A 16,168-nucleotide genomic window follows, 5' to 3' on the forward strand; every position below is an offset into this window, starting at 1 on the left:
TGCCCGACGTCACGCAGGTCGTCCCATGACCAGGGCCTCTCGAGGTCGAGAGACGTGGGCGGTGCGGGCTACCATCGCTCGCGGCGACGGCACAGAGACGTACGCGCAGGCGACGAGAGGACCCGGCCCCAGTGGACCTGTTCGAGTACCAGGCACGTGACATGTTCGAGCGGCACGGCGTGCCGGTCCTGGGCGGGATCGTGGCCACCACGCCCGACGAGGCCCGCGCCGCCGCGGAACGCCTGCTCCCGGCCGAGGGCGGCGTCGTCGTCGTCAAGGCGCAGGTGAAGACCGGCGGGCGCGGCAAGGCCGGCGGCGTCAAGCTCGCCCGGTCCGCCGACGAGGCGGCCGAGAAGGCCGGCGAGATCCTCGGCATGGACATCAAGGGCCACACGGTCCACCGCGTGATGATCGCCGCGGGCGCGAAGATCGCCACGGAGTACTACTTCTCCGTCCTGCTCGACCGGGCGGAGCGGCGCTACCTGGCGATGGCGTCCGTCGAGGGCGGCATGGAGATCGAGCAGCTCGCGGTGGAGCGGCCCGAGGCCCTCGCGCGGGTCGCGGTGGACCCGGCCGTCGGCATCGACGCGGCGAAGGCCGCGGAGGTCGTCGCCGCCGCCGGCTTCGGCGACGACGTGAAGGACAAGGTGGCCGACGTCATCCAGAAGCTCTGGACGGTGTACGAGGCCGAGGACGCGACGCTCGTCGAGGTCAACCCGCTGGTGCTGACCGAGGACGGCGAGGTGGTCGCGCTCGACGGCAAGGTCTCCCTCGATGAGAACGCGGGCTTCCGGCACGCCGACCACGCCGAGCTCGAGGACGCCGCCGCGGCGGACCCGCTCGAGGCCCGCGCCAAGGCCAAGGACCTCAACTACGTCAAGCTCGACGGCGAGGTGGGGGTCATCGGCAACGGCGCCGGCCTGGTCATGTCGACGCTCGACGTCGTCGCCTACGCCGGTGAGGCGCACGGGGGCGTCAAGCCCGCCAACTTCCTCGACATCGGCGGCGGTGCCTCGGCCGAGGTCATGGCCGCGGGCCTGGACATCATCCTGTCCGACCCGCAGGTGAAGTCCGTCTTCGTCAACGTCTTCGGCGGCATCACGGCCTGCGACGCGGTTGCCAACGGCATCGTCGCGGCGCTGGGGATGCTCGGCGACGAGGCCTCCAAGCCCCTCGTCGTCCGCCTGGACGGCAACAACGTCCTCGAGGGTCGCGCGATCCTCGCCGAGGCGGCGCACCCCCTGGTGACGCTCGCGGACACCATGGACGGCGGCGCCGACGAGGCCGCTCGTCTGGCCCACGCGGCCGCCTGAGACGCCGGACCCGAGAGAACGAGACGAGCAGACCACCCATGGCCATCTTCCTGACCGAGCAGTCCAAGGTCGTCGTGCAGGGCATGACGGGCTCCGAGGGCATGAAGCACACCACCCGCATGCTGGCCTCCGGCACGCAGGTCGTCGGCGGAGTGAACCCGCGCAAGGCCGGCACGTCGGTGCAGTTCCCCTCGCCGTCCGGTGACGTCGACGTGCCCGTCTTCGGCTCCGTCGCCGACGCCATGGCCGCCACGGGCGCCGACGTGTCGGTCATCTTCGTGCCGCCGGCCTTCACGAAGGCCGCCGTCGTCGAGGCGGTGGAGGCGGGCATGCCGCTGGTCGTCATCATCACCGAGGGCGTCCCCGTGGCGGACTCCGCCGAGTTCTTCACGCTGGCCCAGGCCAAGGGCGTGCGGCTCATCGGCCCGAACTGCCCCGGTCTCATCAGCCCCGGCAAGTCCAACGTCGGCATCATCCCGTCGAACATCACGGGCCCGGGCCGCATCGGGCTCGTGTCCAAGTCGGGGACCCTGACCTACCAGATGATGTACGAGCTGCGGGACCTCGGGTTCTCCTCCGCCGTCGGCATCGGCGGGGACCCCATCATCGGCACCACGCACATCGACGCCCTCGCGGCCTTCGAGGCGGACCCCGAGACGGACCTCATCGTCATGATCGGCGAGATCGGCGGCGACGCCGAGGAGCGTGCGGCGGCGTACATCCAGGCGCACGTGACCAAGCCGGTCGTCGGCTACGTGGCCGGCTTCACGGCCCCCGAGGGCAAGACGATGGGCCACGCGGGCGCCATCGTGTCCGGCTCGGCGGGGACCGCGCAGGCCAAGAAGGAGGCCCTCGAGGCCGCCGGCGTCACCGTCGGCAAGACGCCGTCCGAGACCGCCGCGCTGGCCCGTCAGCTCCTCCAGCAGGGCTGAGCCCGCACCGGCGCGGCGCGGACGCGCTCGTCGCCGCCCTGCACGGCTCGCGACCCCGGTGCCCCCGCGGCACCGGGGTCGCGGCGCGCCGGGGCGCCTGCGTCCCGGTCCACCGCACCCCACGGACGATGGGCGGGTGACCGGACTGCTGCCCCGCACGCCCCGCCCGCCCGTCGGCGAGGGGGGCGCGCCGCGGCGCCGGCGCGTGCTCGACGCCGCCCTGCCCGCGGCCCTGCGCGGGGGATCGAGCAGGGCCCCGGGCAGGGGACGTGGCGGGGTACCGCGCGCGGGGTCCCGCCCGGATCCGGTGGGTGGCGCGGCGCCGCTCGTGCTCACCGGGGCCGTCGTCGCCGCGCAGGCCGTGCTGCTCTCGCTGCTGTCCCTCGTGCTGCCGGCCATGGCGGCCTTCGTGGCGACGTCCGCCGACCCGACGAACGAGGGCGTCGGCTGGGGCCGCGCCGCCGGCGTGGGGGCGGCGCTGTGGCTGCTCGGTCACGGCGTCCCCGCGACGGTGGCCGGTGCGCCGGTCACGCTCGTGCCGCTCGGCGTCACGGCCCTCGCCGTGTTCGCCGGGTGGGCCTCCGCGCGCCGGTCCGGGACGCCGCGCGTGCCGGCCTGGGCCGCCGGCGTGGCGACCTACGTCGCCCTGGCCCTCGTCGTCGCGCTCGCCGCCGGCGTGCGGGGCGGTGGGCTGCTCACGGCCGCCGTCGGGGCCGCCGTCGTGGGCGGTCTGGGGACCGGGCTCGGGCTGCTGGCCCGGCCGGAGCGCTCGGGGCTGCCGTGGCGCGTGCGGGCGGGGCTGGCGCGGCTGCCGGGGCCCGTGGCGGTGGGTGCGGCGGCCGGGGCGCTGGTCGCGGCGGTGCTCGTGCTCGCCGCCGTCGTGCTCACCGTCGTCGGGATCGTGGCGGGCATTGCCACCGTGTCGGACGTCGTCGACGCCCTGCGCCTGGACGTCGTCGGGGGTGCGGTCCTCGGCGTCGCGCAGCTCGGCTGGCTGCCGGACCTCGTCGTCTGGAACCTCGCGTGGCTGGCGGGGCCGGGGTTCGTCGTGGGGGAGGGCACGCGGTTCGCCGTCGGCGGCACGGTGACCGGGCCCCTGCCGGCGGTGCCGCTGCTGGGCGCGCTGCCGACGACAGACCTCGGCGCGCGCGGCACGCTGCTGTCCGCGGCCCTGCTGCTGGCCGTCGGGGCACTGGCCGGCTGGTACCTCCACCGTCGCCTGGACGTGGTCCGGGCCCGGGACGTCCTCGTGGCGGTCGGCACCACCGCCGCGGTCGCCGGCGTGCTCGTCGCCGGGCTGGTGCGGGGGGCCGCCGGCGGGATCGGGCCCGGGCGCATGGCGGTCGTCGGCGGGTCGTGGTGGGCGGTCGGCGGGTGCGTGGCGCTGGGGGCCCTCGTCGGCGCCGCGCTGCTCGCCCTGCCGGCCGAGCCTCGCGTCCGCACGGCGGTGCGCGCGGTGTCGGCGAGGACGGCCGCCGCCGTCCGCGACCGCGCACCGGTCGCGGTTCCGCCCTCGACGCCCGACGAGGACGTCGCACCCCGCGGCGCGGCCGTCACGGAGCCGGTCCCGGTCGTCGACGCCGGTCCGCGCACGGAGGCCGAGGGGTCCGAGCGTCAACGGTGACGGCCGGGCCCCACGCGGGGTCAGGGGGTCGGGGTGCCGCGCAGGCCCATCTCCTCGAGCCGGTCCTGGTAGGCCTGGGTGCACCGCTGCTGCGCGGTGACGGTGACCGCGCGCTCCTGGCAGTCCTGGAGCTGCTGCCGGACCGGCCACAGCAGGAGCGTGGAGGAGGAGGCGACCGTCCAGAGCGTGGCGACGACGACGAGGACCACCGCGCTCGTCGCGAAGGGCGAGCGGGCGGAGCCGCCCTGCGCCCGACCGGCTCGGGCGGCGCGCACGGCGAGCACGATGCTCGCGATCACGAGGAGCACGCCCACCGCCGGCCAGGGCAGGGGCGCCATGGAGGCCAGCAGCCCCGCGAGGAAGACGAACGTGGCGCGCCGCACCTGCCGGGCGACCTGCCGGTGGCGCTCGAGCTCCTCCGGGCCGGGCGGGCGGCGGTCCTGCGGGGCCGGCCCCGGCGCCCCCGTCGGCCGGGCCGTCGCGCCGTGGTGCCCGGCGGTCGGTCCGACGATCGGTCCGGCGGCTCCGCCGGCCGGACGCGCGCCGCGGCCGTCACCCTGCCCGCCGACCTGCCCGCCGACCTGCCCGCCGACCTTCCCGCCGTCGTCACCGCCACCCTGACCACCACCGGCGCCGCCACCCCCACCGGGACCGGCCGCGGGCGGCCGTCCCGCGGGCGGCGCACTGCGCGGTCCGGGCGGGGCGTAGGGGTTGCTCACCGGCCCATCATCCCGCAGCCGGGACGGGGTGGACCGTCGGCGCCCGGTGCGGGGACGGTCGCTAGGGTCGGCGTCGTGAGCGCCGCACCGTCCCCGCCCGGTCCCGCCCGGGCCCCGCGCCGCGCGTCCGGGCGGCTGGTCGTCCTGGCCTCGGGCGGCGGGAGCACGCTGGCGGCGCTGCTCGCGGCCCACGACGACCCCGCCTTCGGCGCGCGCGTCGTCGGCGTCGTCACGGACCGGGCCGGTGCCGGCGCCCTGGACCACGCCCGGGCCGCCGGGGTCCCGACGGCCGTCGTCGCCCCCGCCGACTTCCCGGGCCGGGCCGCGTGGGACGAGGGGCTCGCGCAGGCCGTCGCGGTGTTCGCCCCCGACCTGGTCGTGAGCGCGGGGTTCATGCGGATCCTCGGCGCGGGCTTCCTCGCGCGGTTCGGCGGGCGGACGATCAACAGCCACCCCGCGCTGCTGCCCGCGTTCCCGGGCGCCCACGCGGTGCGCGACGCGCTGCACCACGGCGTGCGGGTCACCGGGTGCACGCTGCACGTGGTCGACGCCGGCGTCGACACCGGCCCCGTCGTCGCCCAGGTCGCGGTCCCCGTGCTCGACGACGACGACGAGGCGACGCTGCACGAGCGCATCAAGGTCGCCGAGCGGGAGCAGCTGGTGGCCACCGTGGGGCGCATCGTGCGGGAGGGCATGCACGTGGACGGCCGGCGGGTCCGCCTCGGCGGGTAGCATCGTCGGCGACCGTGACTGGCGCCGCCCGCAGGGGCGAGGGGTGGAAGCGACCACCGGGGAGCGGTCGGCTGTGCCGATGTCCGCGCACCGTACGCCTGGGTGCCCGGGTCCGTCCCGCGGTACCCGCGTCCGACCCGGAGGTCCCATGTCGCACGTCCTGCCCCCGCTGCCCGCCGTCGCCGACCCGTCGGCTGCGAGCACGCGCCGCCCGCTGCGCCGGGCGCTCGTCTCCGTCTACGACAAGACGGGCCTGGAGGACCTGGCCCGCGCGCTGCACGCCGCCGGCGTCGAGCTCGTGTCCACGGGCTCCACGGCCGGGACCATCGCCGCGGCGGGCGTGCCCGTCACCCGCGTCGAGGACGTGACGGGCTTCCCCGAGTGCCTCGACGGCCGGGTCAAGACGCTGCACCCGCGCGTGCACGCGGGGATCCTCGCCGACACCCGGCGGCCGGAGCACCTGGCGCAGCTCGAGGGGCTCGGCGTGGCGCCGTTCGACCTCGTCGTCGTCAACCTGTACCCGTTCGCGGCGACCGTGGCGTCCGGTGCCACCGCCGACGAGTGCGTCGAGCTCATCGACATCGGCGGGCCGTCGATGGTGCGCGCGGCGGCCAAGAACCACCCGTCGGTGGCCGTCGTCGTCGAGCCCGCGCGCTACGCCCAGGTCGCCGCCGCGGCGCAGGGCGGCGGCTTCACGCTGGCCGAGCGGCGCCGGCTCGCCGCGGCGGCGTTCGCCCACACCGCCGACTACGACGTGACGGTCGCGTCCTGGTTCGCGGCGGAGCACGCGCCCGACGAGACCGCGGAGCGCACGGCGTTCCCCGCCTTCGCCGGGCAGACCTGGACGCGTGGTCACGTGCTGCGCTACGGCGAGAACCCGCACCAGGCCGCCGCGCTGTACCTCGACGAGAACGGCGCCGCGGGCCGCGGCCTGGCCGGCGCGCAGGTGCTGCACGGCAAGGAGATGAGCTTCAACAACTACGTCGACGCGGACGCGGCCTGGCGCGCGGCCCACGACCACGACGCGCCGGCCGTCGCGATCATCAAGCACGCCAACCCCTGCGGCATCGCCGTGGGCGCGGACGTGGCCGACGCGCACGCCAAGGCGCACGCCTGCGACCCGGTGTCGGCGTTCGGCGGCGTCATCGCGACGAACCGCACGCTGACCGCCGCCGCGGCCGAGCAGATCGCCCCCGTCTTCACGGAGGTCGTCGTCGCGCCGGACTTCGAGCCCGCCGCCCTCGAGGTGCTGCAGCGCAAGAAGAACGTCCGCCTGCTGCGCGTGACCCCCCCGGAGGACACGACGCTCGACCAGCGGCACATCACCGGCGGCGCCCTGGTGCAGCGGCTCGACGCCGTCGACGCCCCGGGCGACGACCCGGCGTCGTGGACCCTGGCGACGGGGGAGGCCGCCGACGAGGCGACGCTCGCCGACCTGGTCTTCGCCTGGCGGGCGGTGCGTGCCGTGAAGTCCAACGCGATCCTGCTGGCGCGTGATGGGGCCTCGGTCGGCGTCGGCATGGGCCAGGTGAACCGCGTCGACTCCTGCCGGCTGGCCGTCGAGCGGGCGAACACGGGGGACGTCGAGCGCGCCCGCGGGGCCGTGGCCGCCTCCGACGCGTTCTTCCCCTTCGCGGACGGGGCGCAGGTGCTGATCGACGCCGGGGTGCGGGCGATCGTACAGCCGGGCGGCTCCGTGCGCGACGAGGAGGTCGTCGCCGCGGCCGCCGCCGCCGGCGTGACGATGTACCTGACGGGCACGCGGCACTTCGCGCACTGACGGCACGGACGCCTGCGGGACGCGCCGCTCAGGCGAGCAGCGCGTCCCGCAGGGGGCGGCCGGGGTCGGCCGCCGCCGCGAGGTCCACCGTGGGGAGGCCTCGGCCCCCGAGCAGGCGTCGGGCCGCCGCCACGTCGCGCGGCCGGTCGACGGTGAGGACGCCGGTGAGGACGCCGGTGAGGACGCCCGACGTGCCGGGGCCGGGGGCGCCGGGCGAGGCGTCGGCGGCGACGTACAGAGCCGTCCAGCCGTCGGCGCCCGCCGGCTCGCCGCGCGGCACCACGCGGTCCGTCGGCCCCGGCTGACCCAGCAGCGCGAGCTCGTGGCCGAGCTGCGTCGAGAAGACGTACGGCACGGGATCGGGCGCCTCGGCGGGCGGGTGCGCGTCGTCGTCGCCCGTCAGGTGCGCCAGGACGGCGGCGGCCGCGACGTCCGGCCCGCACAGGGCCGCGTCCCAGTGCCCGCCGGGCACGAGCCCGTGCCGCGCGGACCGGCGGAGCGCGACGTCGCCGACGGCCCACACGGCGGGCGCCCCTCGCGCCGCCTGACGACCGGGCGTGTCCCCACCGGGTGCGCGCCCGTCGCCCGGCAGGACGCCGCCGACGACCACGCGGTGGTGGGCGTCGACGGGCAGCTCTCCGCGCGGGGTCCGCGGCAGGGCGTCACCGATCCACGCCGTCGCCGGGCGCGCCCCGACGGCGACGAGCACGGTCGCGCCCGCCACGGTGCTGCCGTCGGCGAGGTCGACGCCCCCGGCGTGCACGGCGACGACCGGCGACCCCAGCAGCAGCCGCACCCCGGCGGCGGCGTACCAGGGCGCCGTCCACGGGCCGACGACGGGACCGAGCGCGGCCGCCGGCGCGGCCCCGGCCTCGATCACGGTCACCTCGAGACCGGCCGCGGCGGCGACCCCGGCCACCTCCGCGCCGATCCACCCCGCCCCGACGACGACGAGCGGGCCGCCCCGGCCGAGCGCCTCACGGAGGCGGCGGGCGTCGTCGAGCGTGTGCAGCGTCAGCGCCGACTCCCAGCCCGGAGGACGGACCGCCACCGAGCCGGTGGCGACGACGAGCGCGTCGGCGGGGGCGTCACCTGCGTCGGTCCGGACGACGACGCCCCCGTCGGGGTCCACGAGGAGCCCCCGGGCGGCACGACCGGTGTCGACGCGGTCGGCGAGGGCGTGCAGGTCGTGTCCCAGCTCGTCGGCGAGCCAGGCGGGCTCGGGGCGGTCGAGCAGGTGCTTGGACAGCGGCGGCCGGTCGTACGGCGCCCACGGCTCCCCGCCCAGCACGTGCACCTGCCCGTCGAAGCCGCGCTCGCGCAGGGCTGCCACGGTGCGCAGGCCCGCGAGTCCCGCCCCGACCACGACGACCCGCCCTCCCGGGCCGGCGGGCGGCACGGGCGGCGGCAGGCGGGACGGCACGACCGGCGAGACTAGCCGGGTGCCGCGGCCGGTGCCCGGCGTGCGGCAGGATCGCCCCGTGACGCCGGCGCACCCCCTGAGCCCCCCGCCCGGGCCGCGCGCCCCCGACCCCGGGGACGCCGGCTCGTCCGACGCGGAGGTGCCTCTCGACGGGGACGGGCGGCCCGTGCCCGACCTGCGCCGCACGTCCCTGCGCGCCGCCGCGGAGGCCGCCGCCGGGCCGTCGCTGCTGTGGGTGGGCGCCGGTGTCGTCGTCGCCGTGCTGGTGGCGGTGCTCGTCGGCACGGCGGCCGGCGCCCAGGTGCTGGCCGGGGTCGCGGCGGCGGGCGGTGCGGCGCGCGCCCTGCTGCCGGCCGCGCGGGAGCCGGTGGCGGTCTCCGTGCGGTCCCGGCGCTTCGACGCGGCGGTGCTCCTCGTCGCCGCGGTGGCGCTGCTGGTGCTCGCCCGGTCGCTGCCGACGGTGCCGGGGCAGCCGGGCTGACCGGGTACGCCGCCCGGAACGCCGTGAGCCCCCGTCCGTGACGGACGGGGGCTCGCGAGCGGTCGGGCGGGAGGGGTCAGCGGTCCTCGACGACGAGGACGTCCTCCGTCGTCACGTACTCGTCCTTCTCCTCGAACAGGCGGTCCTCGACGGGCTGCGCGGCGAACGCGCGGTACACGAGCGCCGCGATCGCGGCGCCGACGAGCGGGGCGACGACGAACAGCCACAGCTGCCCGAACGCCCAGCCCTCGGAGAAGATCGCCGCGGCGAGGGAGCGCGCCGGGTTGAGGCTGCCGTTGGTGACCGGGCCCGTGAGCAGCAGGAGCACGGTGAGGGACAGGCCGACGGCGAACGGGACGTGCGCGGCGTTGGCGCGGCGGTCGGTGGCGCCCAGGATGATGCCGACGAACACCGCCGTGGCGACGGCCTCGACGAGCAGCGCGATCGCCAGCGGGAACGTCACCTGGCCGTTGCTGAGCGTGCTCAGCGGCGAGTGCTCGCCGAACCCGTTGGCCACGGAGGAGAAGAAGGTGCGGGGCGTCCCGGAGCCGCTCTGGTCGACGAGCCCGGGCAGGCCGGACGGGATGGTGAGGAAGACGACCATGGCGGCCACGGCGGCGCCGAGGACCTGGGCGACCCAGTAGGGCAGGACGTCCTTCCAGGGCGTGCGCCCCGCCACGGCCGCGCCGAGGGTGACCGCCGGGTTGAAGTGCCCGCCGGAGACGTGCCCGACGGCGATGATCGCGGCGAGCGCGCCGACGCCGAACCCGAGCGCCACGACGAGGCTGCCGGCGGCGTGCGCGAAGGACGCGTAGAGGCCGATGCCGAGGCCGAGCAGGACGAGGACGAAGCTGCCGAAGGCCTCGGCGCCCGTGCGCGCCAGCAGGCCGGAGCCGGTGCTGACCACCGTGCCGGCGGGCACGACGACGCCGCCGTCGACCAGCTCGTCGTCGGTCGGCTCGTCGCCGTAGGGGTCGAGGAGGTCGTCGCCCGCGGCGGTCGCGCCCGAGGGGGCGCCGGTGCGGTCGCGGTCGTCGGGGCGCGGCGAGGGGGAGCCGGAGGGCTGGGTCATGCGCCCAGCATGCCAGCCTCACCCGTCCGGGTGCCCGACGGGTGCCCGACGGGTGCCCGACGGGTGCGGCCGGGGTCACGCGGGCACGGGCGGCCCGGGTCTCTCGACGTCGACTAGCCTGGGAGCCGTCCGGGGGACCGGCGTGCGCCGCGAGGACGTGGCCGCGCGCGGGTGCCGAGCACCTGCGGTGCACCGGAGCGACCGGACCAACCAGACCCCCCAGGAGATAGGGACCCGCATGGCGAAGATCAAGGTCGTCGGCCCGGTGGTCGAGCTCGACGGTGACGAGATGACGCGCATCATCTGGCAGTTCATCAAGGACCGGCTCATCCACCCGTACCTCGACGTCGACCTGCGGTACTTCGACCTGTCGATCCAGAACCGCGACGCCACCGACGACCAGGTGACGATCGACGCGGCGCACGCCATCAAGGAGCACGGCGTCGGCGTCAAGTGCGCCACGATCACGCCCGACGAGGCGCGCGTCGAGGAGTTCGGCCTCAAGAAGATGTGGGTCTCGCCCAACGGGACGATCCGCAACATCCTCGGCGGCGTCGTCTTCCGCGAGCCGATCATCATCTCGAACATCCCGCGCCTGGTCCCGGGCTGGAACAAGCCGATCATCATCGGCCGTCACGCCCACGGCGACCAGTACAAGGCGACGAACTTCAAGGTCCCGGGCGCCGGCACGCTGACGCTGACCTACACCCCGGCGGACGGCTCCGAGCCGATCCACCAGGAGGTCGTCACGTACCCGGAGGCGGGCGGCGTGGCCATGGGCATGTACAACTTCAACGAGTCGATCCGCGACTTCGCGCGCGCCTCGTTCGCCTACGGCCTGCAGCGCGGCTACCCGGTCTACCTCTCGACGAAGAACACGATCCTCAAGGCCTACGACGGGGCGTTCAAGGACATCTTCGCCGAGGTGTTCGACGCCGAGTTCAAGGCCGACTTCGACGCCGCGGGCCTGACCTACGAGCACCGCCTCATCGACGACATGGTGGCCGCCGCCATGAAGTGGGAGGGCGGCTACGTCTGGGCCTGCAAGAACTACGACGGCGACGTGCAGTCCGACACCGTCGCGCAGGGCTTCGGCTCGCTCGGCCTCATGACGTCGGTCCTCATGACTCCCGACGGGAAGACCGTGGAGGCGGAGGCCGCGCACGGCACGGTCACGCGTCACTACCGCCAGCACCAGCAGGGCAAGCCCACGTCGACGAACCCGATCGCGTCGATCTTCGCCTGGACCGGCGGCCTCAAGCACCGCGGCAAGCTCGACGGCACGCCGGAGGTCACGCAGTTCGCGGAGACCCTCGAGCAGGTCGTCGTCGAGACGGTCGAGAGCGGCAAGATGACGAAGGACCTCGCCTCCCTCGTCGGGCCGGACCAGGCCTGGCTGACGACGGAGGACTTCCTCGCAGCCCTCGACGAGAACCTCGCCGCGCGCCTGGCCTGACGCAGCCCGGCGCCCCGCGCGCCGGCCCCTCGTCCCGGAGCCCCCGACCGCCCGCGGTCGGGGGCTCCGCCGTGTCCGCCGGACGGGGGACACGGAGGTCACGGCCGGAGACCGCTTCCCCGGCGACAGGACGGCTGTTGCGTTCACCCGCTGAAGGCAGCGCTGCCCGAATCGCACCGGTGCCGTCCGTTCTGTGACCGGCGCCACGCGAGCACGCCCCTCTTCGGGCCCAGGCAGCGTGACGGGACCGTGATCGTTTCGTGATGACCGCTACCCGTTCGTGGCTTGACTTCAGGTCTCGAAGCCAGGGACAGTTGTCCCGCACCGGAGACGCGGTCGTCGACCGGACGGTGGGTGAGCAGGCCTGCGGGGGACGGACCCCGGTCCACAGGAACGCTCTCCGGGGGACAGGCCCGTGCGGGGTCCCCGTTCTCGAGGATGAGAAGGAGCAACATCATGCGACGTCGGTTCGGATTTGCGGCAGCGGGCGCGGTCCTCGCGCTGGGCCTGACCGCGTGCGCCGGCGGTGGCGCCGGTCCGGGCACGGACGAGACCGCCGGTGCCGGCGGCGGTGGCGGCGGCGGTGCCGAGGGTGGCCTCGTCGGCGTCGCGATGCCGACCGAGACCTCGGAGCGCTGGATCAACGACGGCGACGCCGTCAAGTCCCAGCTCGAGGAGGCCGGCTACGAGGTCGACCTGCAGTACGCGGCGGACGACATCCCCACGCAGCAGCAGCAGATCGACCAGATGATCACCAAGGGCGCCGAGCTCCTCATCGTCGCCTCCATCGACGGCACGGCGCTGTCGAGCCAGCTGCAGGCGGCGGCCGACGCGGGCATCCCGGTCATCGCCTACGACCGCCTCATCAACGGCACGGAAAACGTCGACTTCTACGTGACGTTCGACAACGAGAACGTCGGCGTGCAGCAGGCCACGTCGCTCCTCGTGGGCCTCGGCCTCCTGAACCCGGACGGCTCGGAGAACCCCGAGGCGCCCGCCGGCCCGTTCAACGTCGAGCTCTTCGCGGGCTCGCTGGACGACAACAACGCGCACTTCTTCTGGAAGGGCGCGATGGACACGCTGCAGCCGTACCTCGACGCCGGCACGCTCGTCGTCAAGTCCGGCCAGACGGACATCGAGCAGGCCGCGACGCTGCGCTGGCAGCAGGAGACCGCGCAGAAGCGCATGGAGGACCTGCTGACCTCCACGTACTCCGACGGCTCCAAGGTCCAGGGCGTGCTCTCGCCCTACGACGGCCTGTCCCGCGGCATCATCACCGCGCTGACCAACGCGGGCTACGGCACCACCATCGCCGAGGGCCTGCCGCCCGTCACCGGTCAGGACGCCGAGATCGCCTCCGTCAAGCTCATCGCGGACGGCACGCAGTTCGCGACGATCTTCAAGGACACCCGCAAGCTCGCCGAGCAGGCCGTCACCTCGGCCGAGGCGTTCCTCGCGGGTGAGGAGCCCGAGGCGAACGACACCGAGACCTACGACAACGGCGTGAAGGTCGTCCCGTCGTACCTGCTCGAGTCGGACATCGTCTACGCCGACAACATCCAGTCCCTGCTCGTCGACTCGGGCTACTGGACCGCCGAGGAGGTCGAGGCCGGTCAGGCCTCCTGACCCTTCCCGACCGACCCACCCACCGCACGGCCGCGGCCGGCCGGACCGGCGTCCCCCAGGGGCGCCGGCCGGCCGGCCCGGGCGGGCCGTGCCCCAGACGAAGGGGGTCGAGGCCGCATGGCGAGCCCGATTCTTCAGATGCAGTCCATCACCAAGACGTTCCCCGGGGTGAAGGCGCTGCAGGACGTCACGCTGAGCGTGCAGCGCGGGGAGATCCACGCGATCTGCGGCGAGAACGGGGCCGGCAAGTCGACCCTCATGAAGGTGCTGTCGGGGGTCTACCCGCACGGCACCTACGACGGCACCATCCTCTTCGAGGGCGAGGAGATGCGGTTCTCCTCCATCAACGACTCGGAGGAGAAGGGCATCGTCATCATCCACCAGGAGCTGGCCCTCGTGCCGTACCTCTCGGTGGCGGAGAACATCTTCCTCGGCAACGAGCAGCGCCGCGGTGCGTTCATCGACTGGAACCACACGAACGCGGAGGCGGCCAAGCTGCTCGCGCGGGTGGGCCTCGACGAGAACCCCACGACGCCGGTCGGCCAGCTCGGCGTCGGCAAGCAGCAGCTCATCGAGATCGCCAAGGCCCTGTCGAAGGAGGTCCGGCTCCTCATCCTCGACGAGCCGACGGCCGCCCTCAACGACGACGACTCCGAGCACCTGCTCGGCCTCCTGCGCCACCTCAAGGAGCAGGGCGTCACGTCGATCATCATCTCCCACAAGCTCAACGAGATCGCCGAGATCGCGGACTCCACGACGATCATCCGCGACGGCCAGTCGATCAAGACGCTCGACATGGTCGCCGACGAGGTCACGCAGGACCGGATCATCAGCCTCATGGTCGGCCGCGACCTCGAGCACCGCTACCCCGAGCACGTCTCGAAGGTCGGGCCGGAGATCCTGCGGATCGAGGACTGGACCGTCCACCACCCCACGCAGCCCGAGCGCGTCATCGTCGACCGGGCGAACCTCGAGGTGAAGGCGGGGGAGATCGTCGGGATCGCCGGCCTCATGGGCGCGGGCCGCACCGAGCTCGCGATGAGCATCTTCGGCCGGTCGTACGGCTCGCGGATCAGCGGGAAGGTCTTCCTGCACGGCAAGGAGATCCAGACGCGCACGGTCAGCGAGGCCATCGCGCACGGCCTGGCGTACACCACCGAGGACCGCAAGCACTACGGCCTCAACCTCATCCAGGACATCAAGACGAACATCGCGGCGGCCAGCCTGCGCAAGTTCGCGTCCGGGGCGGGCTTCGTCAACGGCAACGAGGAGATCAAGGTCGCGGAGGAGTACCGCCGCGACATGAACATCCGCACGCCGAACGTCCTCGCGCAGGTCGGCAAGCTCTCGGGCGGCAACCAGCAGAAGGTCGTCCTGTCGAAGTGGATCCACACGGACCCCGAGGTCCTGATCCTCGACGAGCCCACGCGCGGCATCGACGTCGGCGCCAAGTACGAGATGTACACGATCATCAACCGCCTCGCCGACGCGGGGAAGGCCGTGATCGTCATCTCGTCGGAGCTGCCCGAGCTCTTGGGCATCTGCGACCGGATCTACACGCTGTCGGCCGGCCGCATCACCGGCCAGCTCCCCAAGGAGCAGGCCACCCAGGAGAGCCTCATGGCGCTCATGACCAAGGAGAGGGAGCAGGTCTGATGACCGCCGTCGCCACGCCCCAGCAGACGAAGGGGCCGCAGCAGCCCTCCCCCGTCGCGGGCCTGAAGGAGCTCGTCACGCGCAACATGCGCACGAGCGGCATCTACATCGCGTTCGTCGCGATCGTCGCGCTGTTCGCGGTCCTCACCGGCGGGCTCTCGCTGAGCCCCCGCAACGTCACGAGCCTGGTCCTCCAGTACTCGTACATCCTCATCCTGGCCATCGGCATGGTCATCGTCATCGTCGCCGGGCACATCGACCTGTCCGTCGGGTCGGTGGTGGCGCTCACGGGGGCCATCGCGGCGATCCTGGTGATCCAGGACGGCCGGCCCTGGTGGGTCGGCGCGGTCGCCGCCCTCGCGGTGGGCCTCGCCATCGGCGCCTGGCAGGGGTTCTGGGTGGCCTACGTCGGGGTCCCGGCGTTCATCGTCACGCTCGCCGGGATGCTCCTGTTCCGCGGGCTCACGCTCATCGTGCTCGACAACATCTCGCTGTCGCCGTTCGGCCAGCCGTACACCAACGTGGCCGGCGGGTTCCTCAACGGGCTGCTCGGCGGAGACGGGTTCGACGCGTTCACGCTCATCATCGCGGCCATCGCGGTGGTCGGGTACGCGTACAGCCAGCTGCGCGCCCGCCAGGGCCGGATCCGCTACCAGCAGACCGTCGAGGCGATGCCGCTCTTCGTCGTGAAGATCCTCGCCGTGGCGGCGGTGGTCATGTGGTTCGCGTGGCAGCTGGCGCACGAGCGCGGCCTGCCGATCGTGCTCATCATCCTGGCGGTCCTCATCATCGCCTACTCGGTCGTGACGACCCGGACCGTCTTCGGCCGGCACGTCTACGCCATCGGCGGCAACCTCGCGGCGGCGCAGCTGTCCGGCGTGAAGGTCAAGCGGGTCAACTTCTGGATCTTCGTCAACATGGGCTTCCTCGCGGCGCTGGCCGGCGTGGTGTTCTCGTCGCGGTCCAACGGTGCCCAGCCCGCCGCCGGCCAGATGTTCGAGCTCGACGCCATCGCCGCCTGCTTCATCGGTGGCGCCTCGGTCTCCGGCGGCATCGGCCGCGTCGGCGGGGCCATGGTCGGCGGTCTCATCATGGCCGTCATGAGCAACGGCATGTCGCTCATGGGCGTCAACCAGTCGTGGCAGTCCGTGGTCAAGGGCCTCGTCCTGCTCCTGGCCGTCGCCTACGACATCTACAACAAGCGTCGGGCGTCCGCCGGGCGCTGACCGCCGGCACCGCCTCGTCGTCCCGACCGGCACCTCGACCGGCACCTCGCCACGGCCGGCCGTCCGCACCCGCGGGCGGCCGGCCGTCGCGCACCACCCGTCGCGCACCACCCGTCGCGCACCACCCG

Annotated in this window: 13 protein-coding genes; 10 read left to right on the top strand and 3 right to left on the bottom strand. The window is 74.4% G+C overall.

Annotated elements, in window-relative coordinates; all coding sequences use genetic code 11:
- Window positions 1-131 precede the first annotated feature (131 nt).
- The 3 genes from sucC to AC2TDM_RS04800 all read left to right on the top strand — a co-directional run bounded on the left by sucC (window position 132) and on the right by AC2TDM_RS04800 (window position 3,869).
- On the top strand, window positions 132-1,313 hold the full coding sequence (gene sucC, locus AC2TDM_RS04790) for an ADP-forming succinate--CoA ligase subunit beta (protein ID WP_484635960.1): 1,182 nt from the start codon (window positions 132-134) through the stop codon (window positions 1,311-1,313).
- A gap of 38 nt (window positions 1,314-1,351) precedes the next feature.
- Window positions 1,352-2,245, top strand: a complete 894-nt coding sequence (gene sucD, locus AC2TDM_RS04795) for a succinate--CoA ligase subunit alpha (protein ID WP_090034046.1) — start codon at window positions 1,352-1,354, stop codon at window positions 2,243-2,245.
- Window positions 2,246-2,381: 136 nt separating this feature from the next.
- Entirely contained in the window at window positions 2,382-3,869 is a 1,488-nt protein-coding gene (locus tag AC2TDM_RS04800) for a cell division protein PerM (protein WP_484635961.1), read from the top strand.
- A gap of 20 nt (window positions 3,870-3,889) precedes the next feature.
- Here the strand turns inward: AC2TDM_RS04800 and AC2TDM_RS04805 are convergent, their stop codons facing one another.
- Window positions 3,890-4,588: a hypothetical protein gene (locus AC2TDM_RS04805; RefSeq protein WP_484635962.1), complete on the bottom strand. Its 699-nt coding sequence runs from the start codon at window positions 4,586-4,588 to the stop codon at window positions 3,890-3,892.
- A gap of 75 nt (window positions 4,589-4,663) precedes the next feature.
- Here AC2TDM_RS04805 and purN point away from each other — a divergent pair, with 75 nt between their 5' ends.
- Together purN and purH are read left to right on the top strand one after the other, a co-directional pair.
- Window positions 4,664-5,320, top strand: a complete 657-nt coding sequence (gene purN / locus AC2TDM_RS04810; protein WP_484635963.1) for a phosphoribosylglycinamide formyltransferase — start codon at window positions 4,664-4,666, stop codon at window positions 5,318-5,320.
- Window positions 5,321-5,468: 148 nt separating this feature from the next.
- A complete protein-coding gene (purH, locus tag AC2TDM_RS04815) occupies window positions 5,469-7,100 on the top strand; it encodes a bifunctional phosphoribosylaminoimidazolecarboxamide formyltransferase/IMP cyclohydrolase (RefSeq protein ID WP_484635964.1) in 1,632 nt (543 codons plus the stop codon).
- A 28-nt stretch (window positions 7,101-7,128) separates the two neighbouring features.
- Here the strand turns inward: purH and AC2TDM_RS04820 are convergent, their stop codons facing one another.
- Window positions 7,129-8,523, bottom strand: coding sequence for an FAD-dependent oxidoreductase (locus AC2TDM_RS04820; RefSeq protein WP_484635965.1), 1,395 nt, complete (start codon window positions 8,521-8,523; stop codon window positions 7,129-7,131).
- A gap of 58 nt (window positions 8,524-8,581) precedes the next feature.
- Here AC2TDM_RS04820 and AC2TDM_RS04825 point away from each other — a divergent pair, with 58 nt between their 5' ends.
- Window positions 8,582-9,004, top strand: a complete 423-nt coding sequence (locus tag AC2TDM_RS04825; RefSeq protein WP_484635966.1) for a hypothetical protein — start codon at window positions 8,582-8,584, stop codon at window positions 9,002-9,004.
- Window positions 9,005-9,080: 76 nt separating this feature from the next.
- On the opposite strand, the gene AC2TDM_RS04830 is transcribed toward AC2TDM_RS04825, so the two are convergent.
- Window positions 9,081-10,076 carry an aquaporin gene (locus AC2TDM_RS04830; protein WP_090034054.1) on the bottom strand — a complete coding sequence of 332 codons (996 nt, stop codon included), beginning with the start codon at window positions 10,074-10,076 and terminating at the stop codon, window positions 9,081-9,083.
- Window positions 10,077-10,314: 238 nt separating this feature from the next.
- Here AC2TDM_RS04830 and AC2TDM_RS04835 point away from each other — a divergent pair, with 238 nt between their 5' ends.
- The 4 genes from AC2TDM_RS04835 (at window position 10,315) to mmsB (ending at window position 16,040) form a co-directional block, all read left to right on the top strand.
- Window positions 10,315-11,532 carry an NADP-dependent isocitrate dehydrogenase gene (locus AC2TDM_RS04835; protein ID WP_090034056.1) on the top strand — a complete coding sequence of 406 codons (1,218 nt, stop codon included), beginning with the start codon at window positions 10,315-10,317 and terminating at the stop codon, window positions 11,530-11,532.
- A gap of 456 nt (window positions 11,533-11,988) precedes the next feature.
- On the top strand, window positions 11,989-13,158 hold the full coding sequence (chvE, locus tag AC2TDM_RS04840) for a multiple monosaccharide ABC transporter substrate-binding protein (RefSeq protein WP_484635967.1): 1,170 nt from the start codon (window positions 11,989-11,991) through the stop codon (window positions 13,156-13,158).
- A gap of 117 nt (window positions 13,159-13,275) precedes the next feature.
- Window positions 13,276-14,814: a multiple monosaccharide ABC transporter ATP-binding protein gene (mmsA, locus tag AC2TDM_RS04845; RefSeq protein ID WP_484635968.1), complete on the top strand. Its 1,539-nt coding sequence runs from the start codon at window positions 13,276-13,278 to the stop codon at window positions 14,812-14,814.
- A complete protein-coding gene (gene mmsB / locus AC2TDM_RS04850; RefSeq protein WP_484635969.1) occupies window positions 14,814-16,040 on the top strand; it encodes a multiple monosaccharide ABC transporter permease in 1,227 nt (408 codons plus the stop codon). Before mmsA ends, mmsB begins: the two co-directional genes overlap by 1 nt.
- Window positions 16,041-16,168 lie beyond the last annotated feature (128 nt).

Source organism: Cellulomonas sp. plas2, assembly GCF_057221735.1.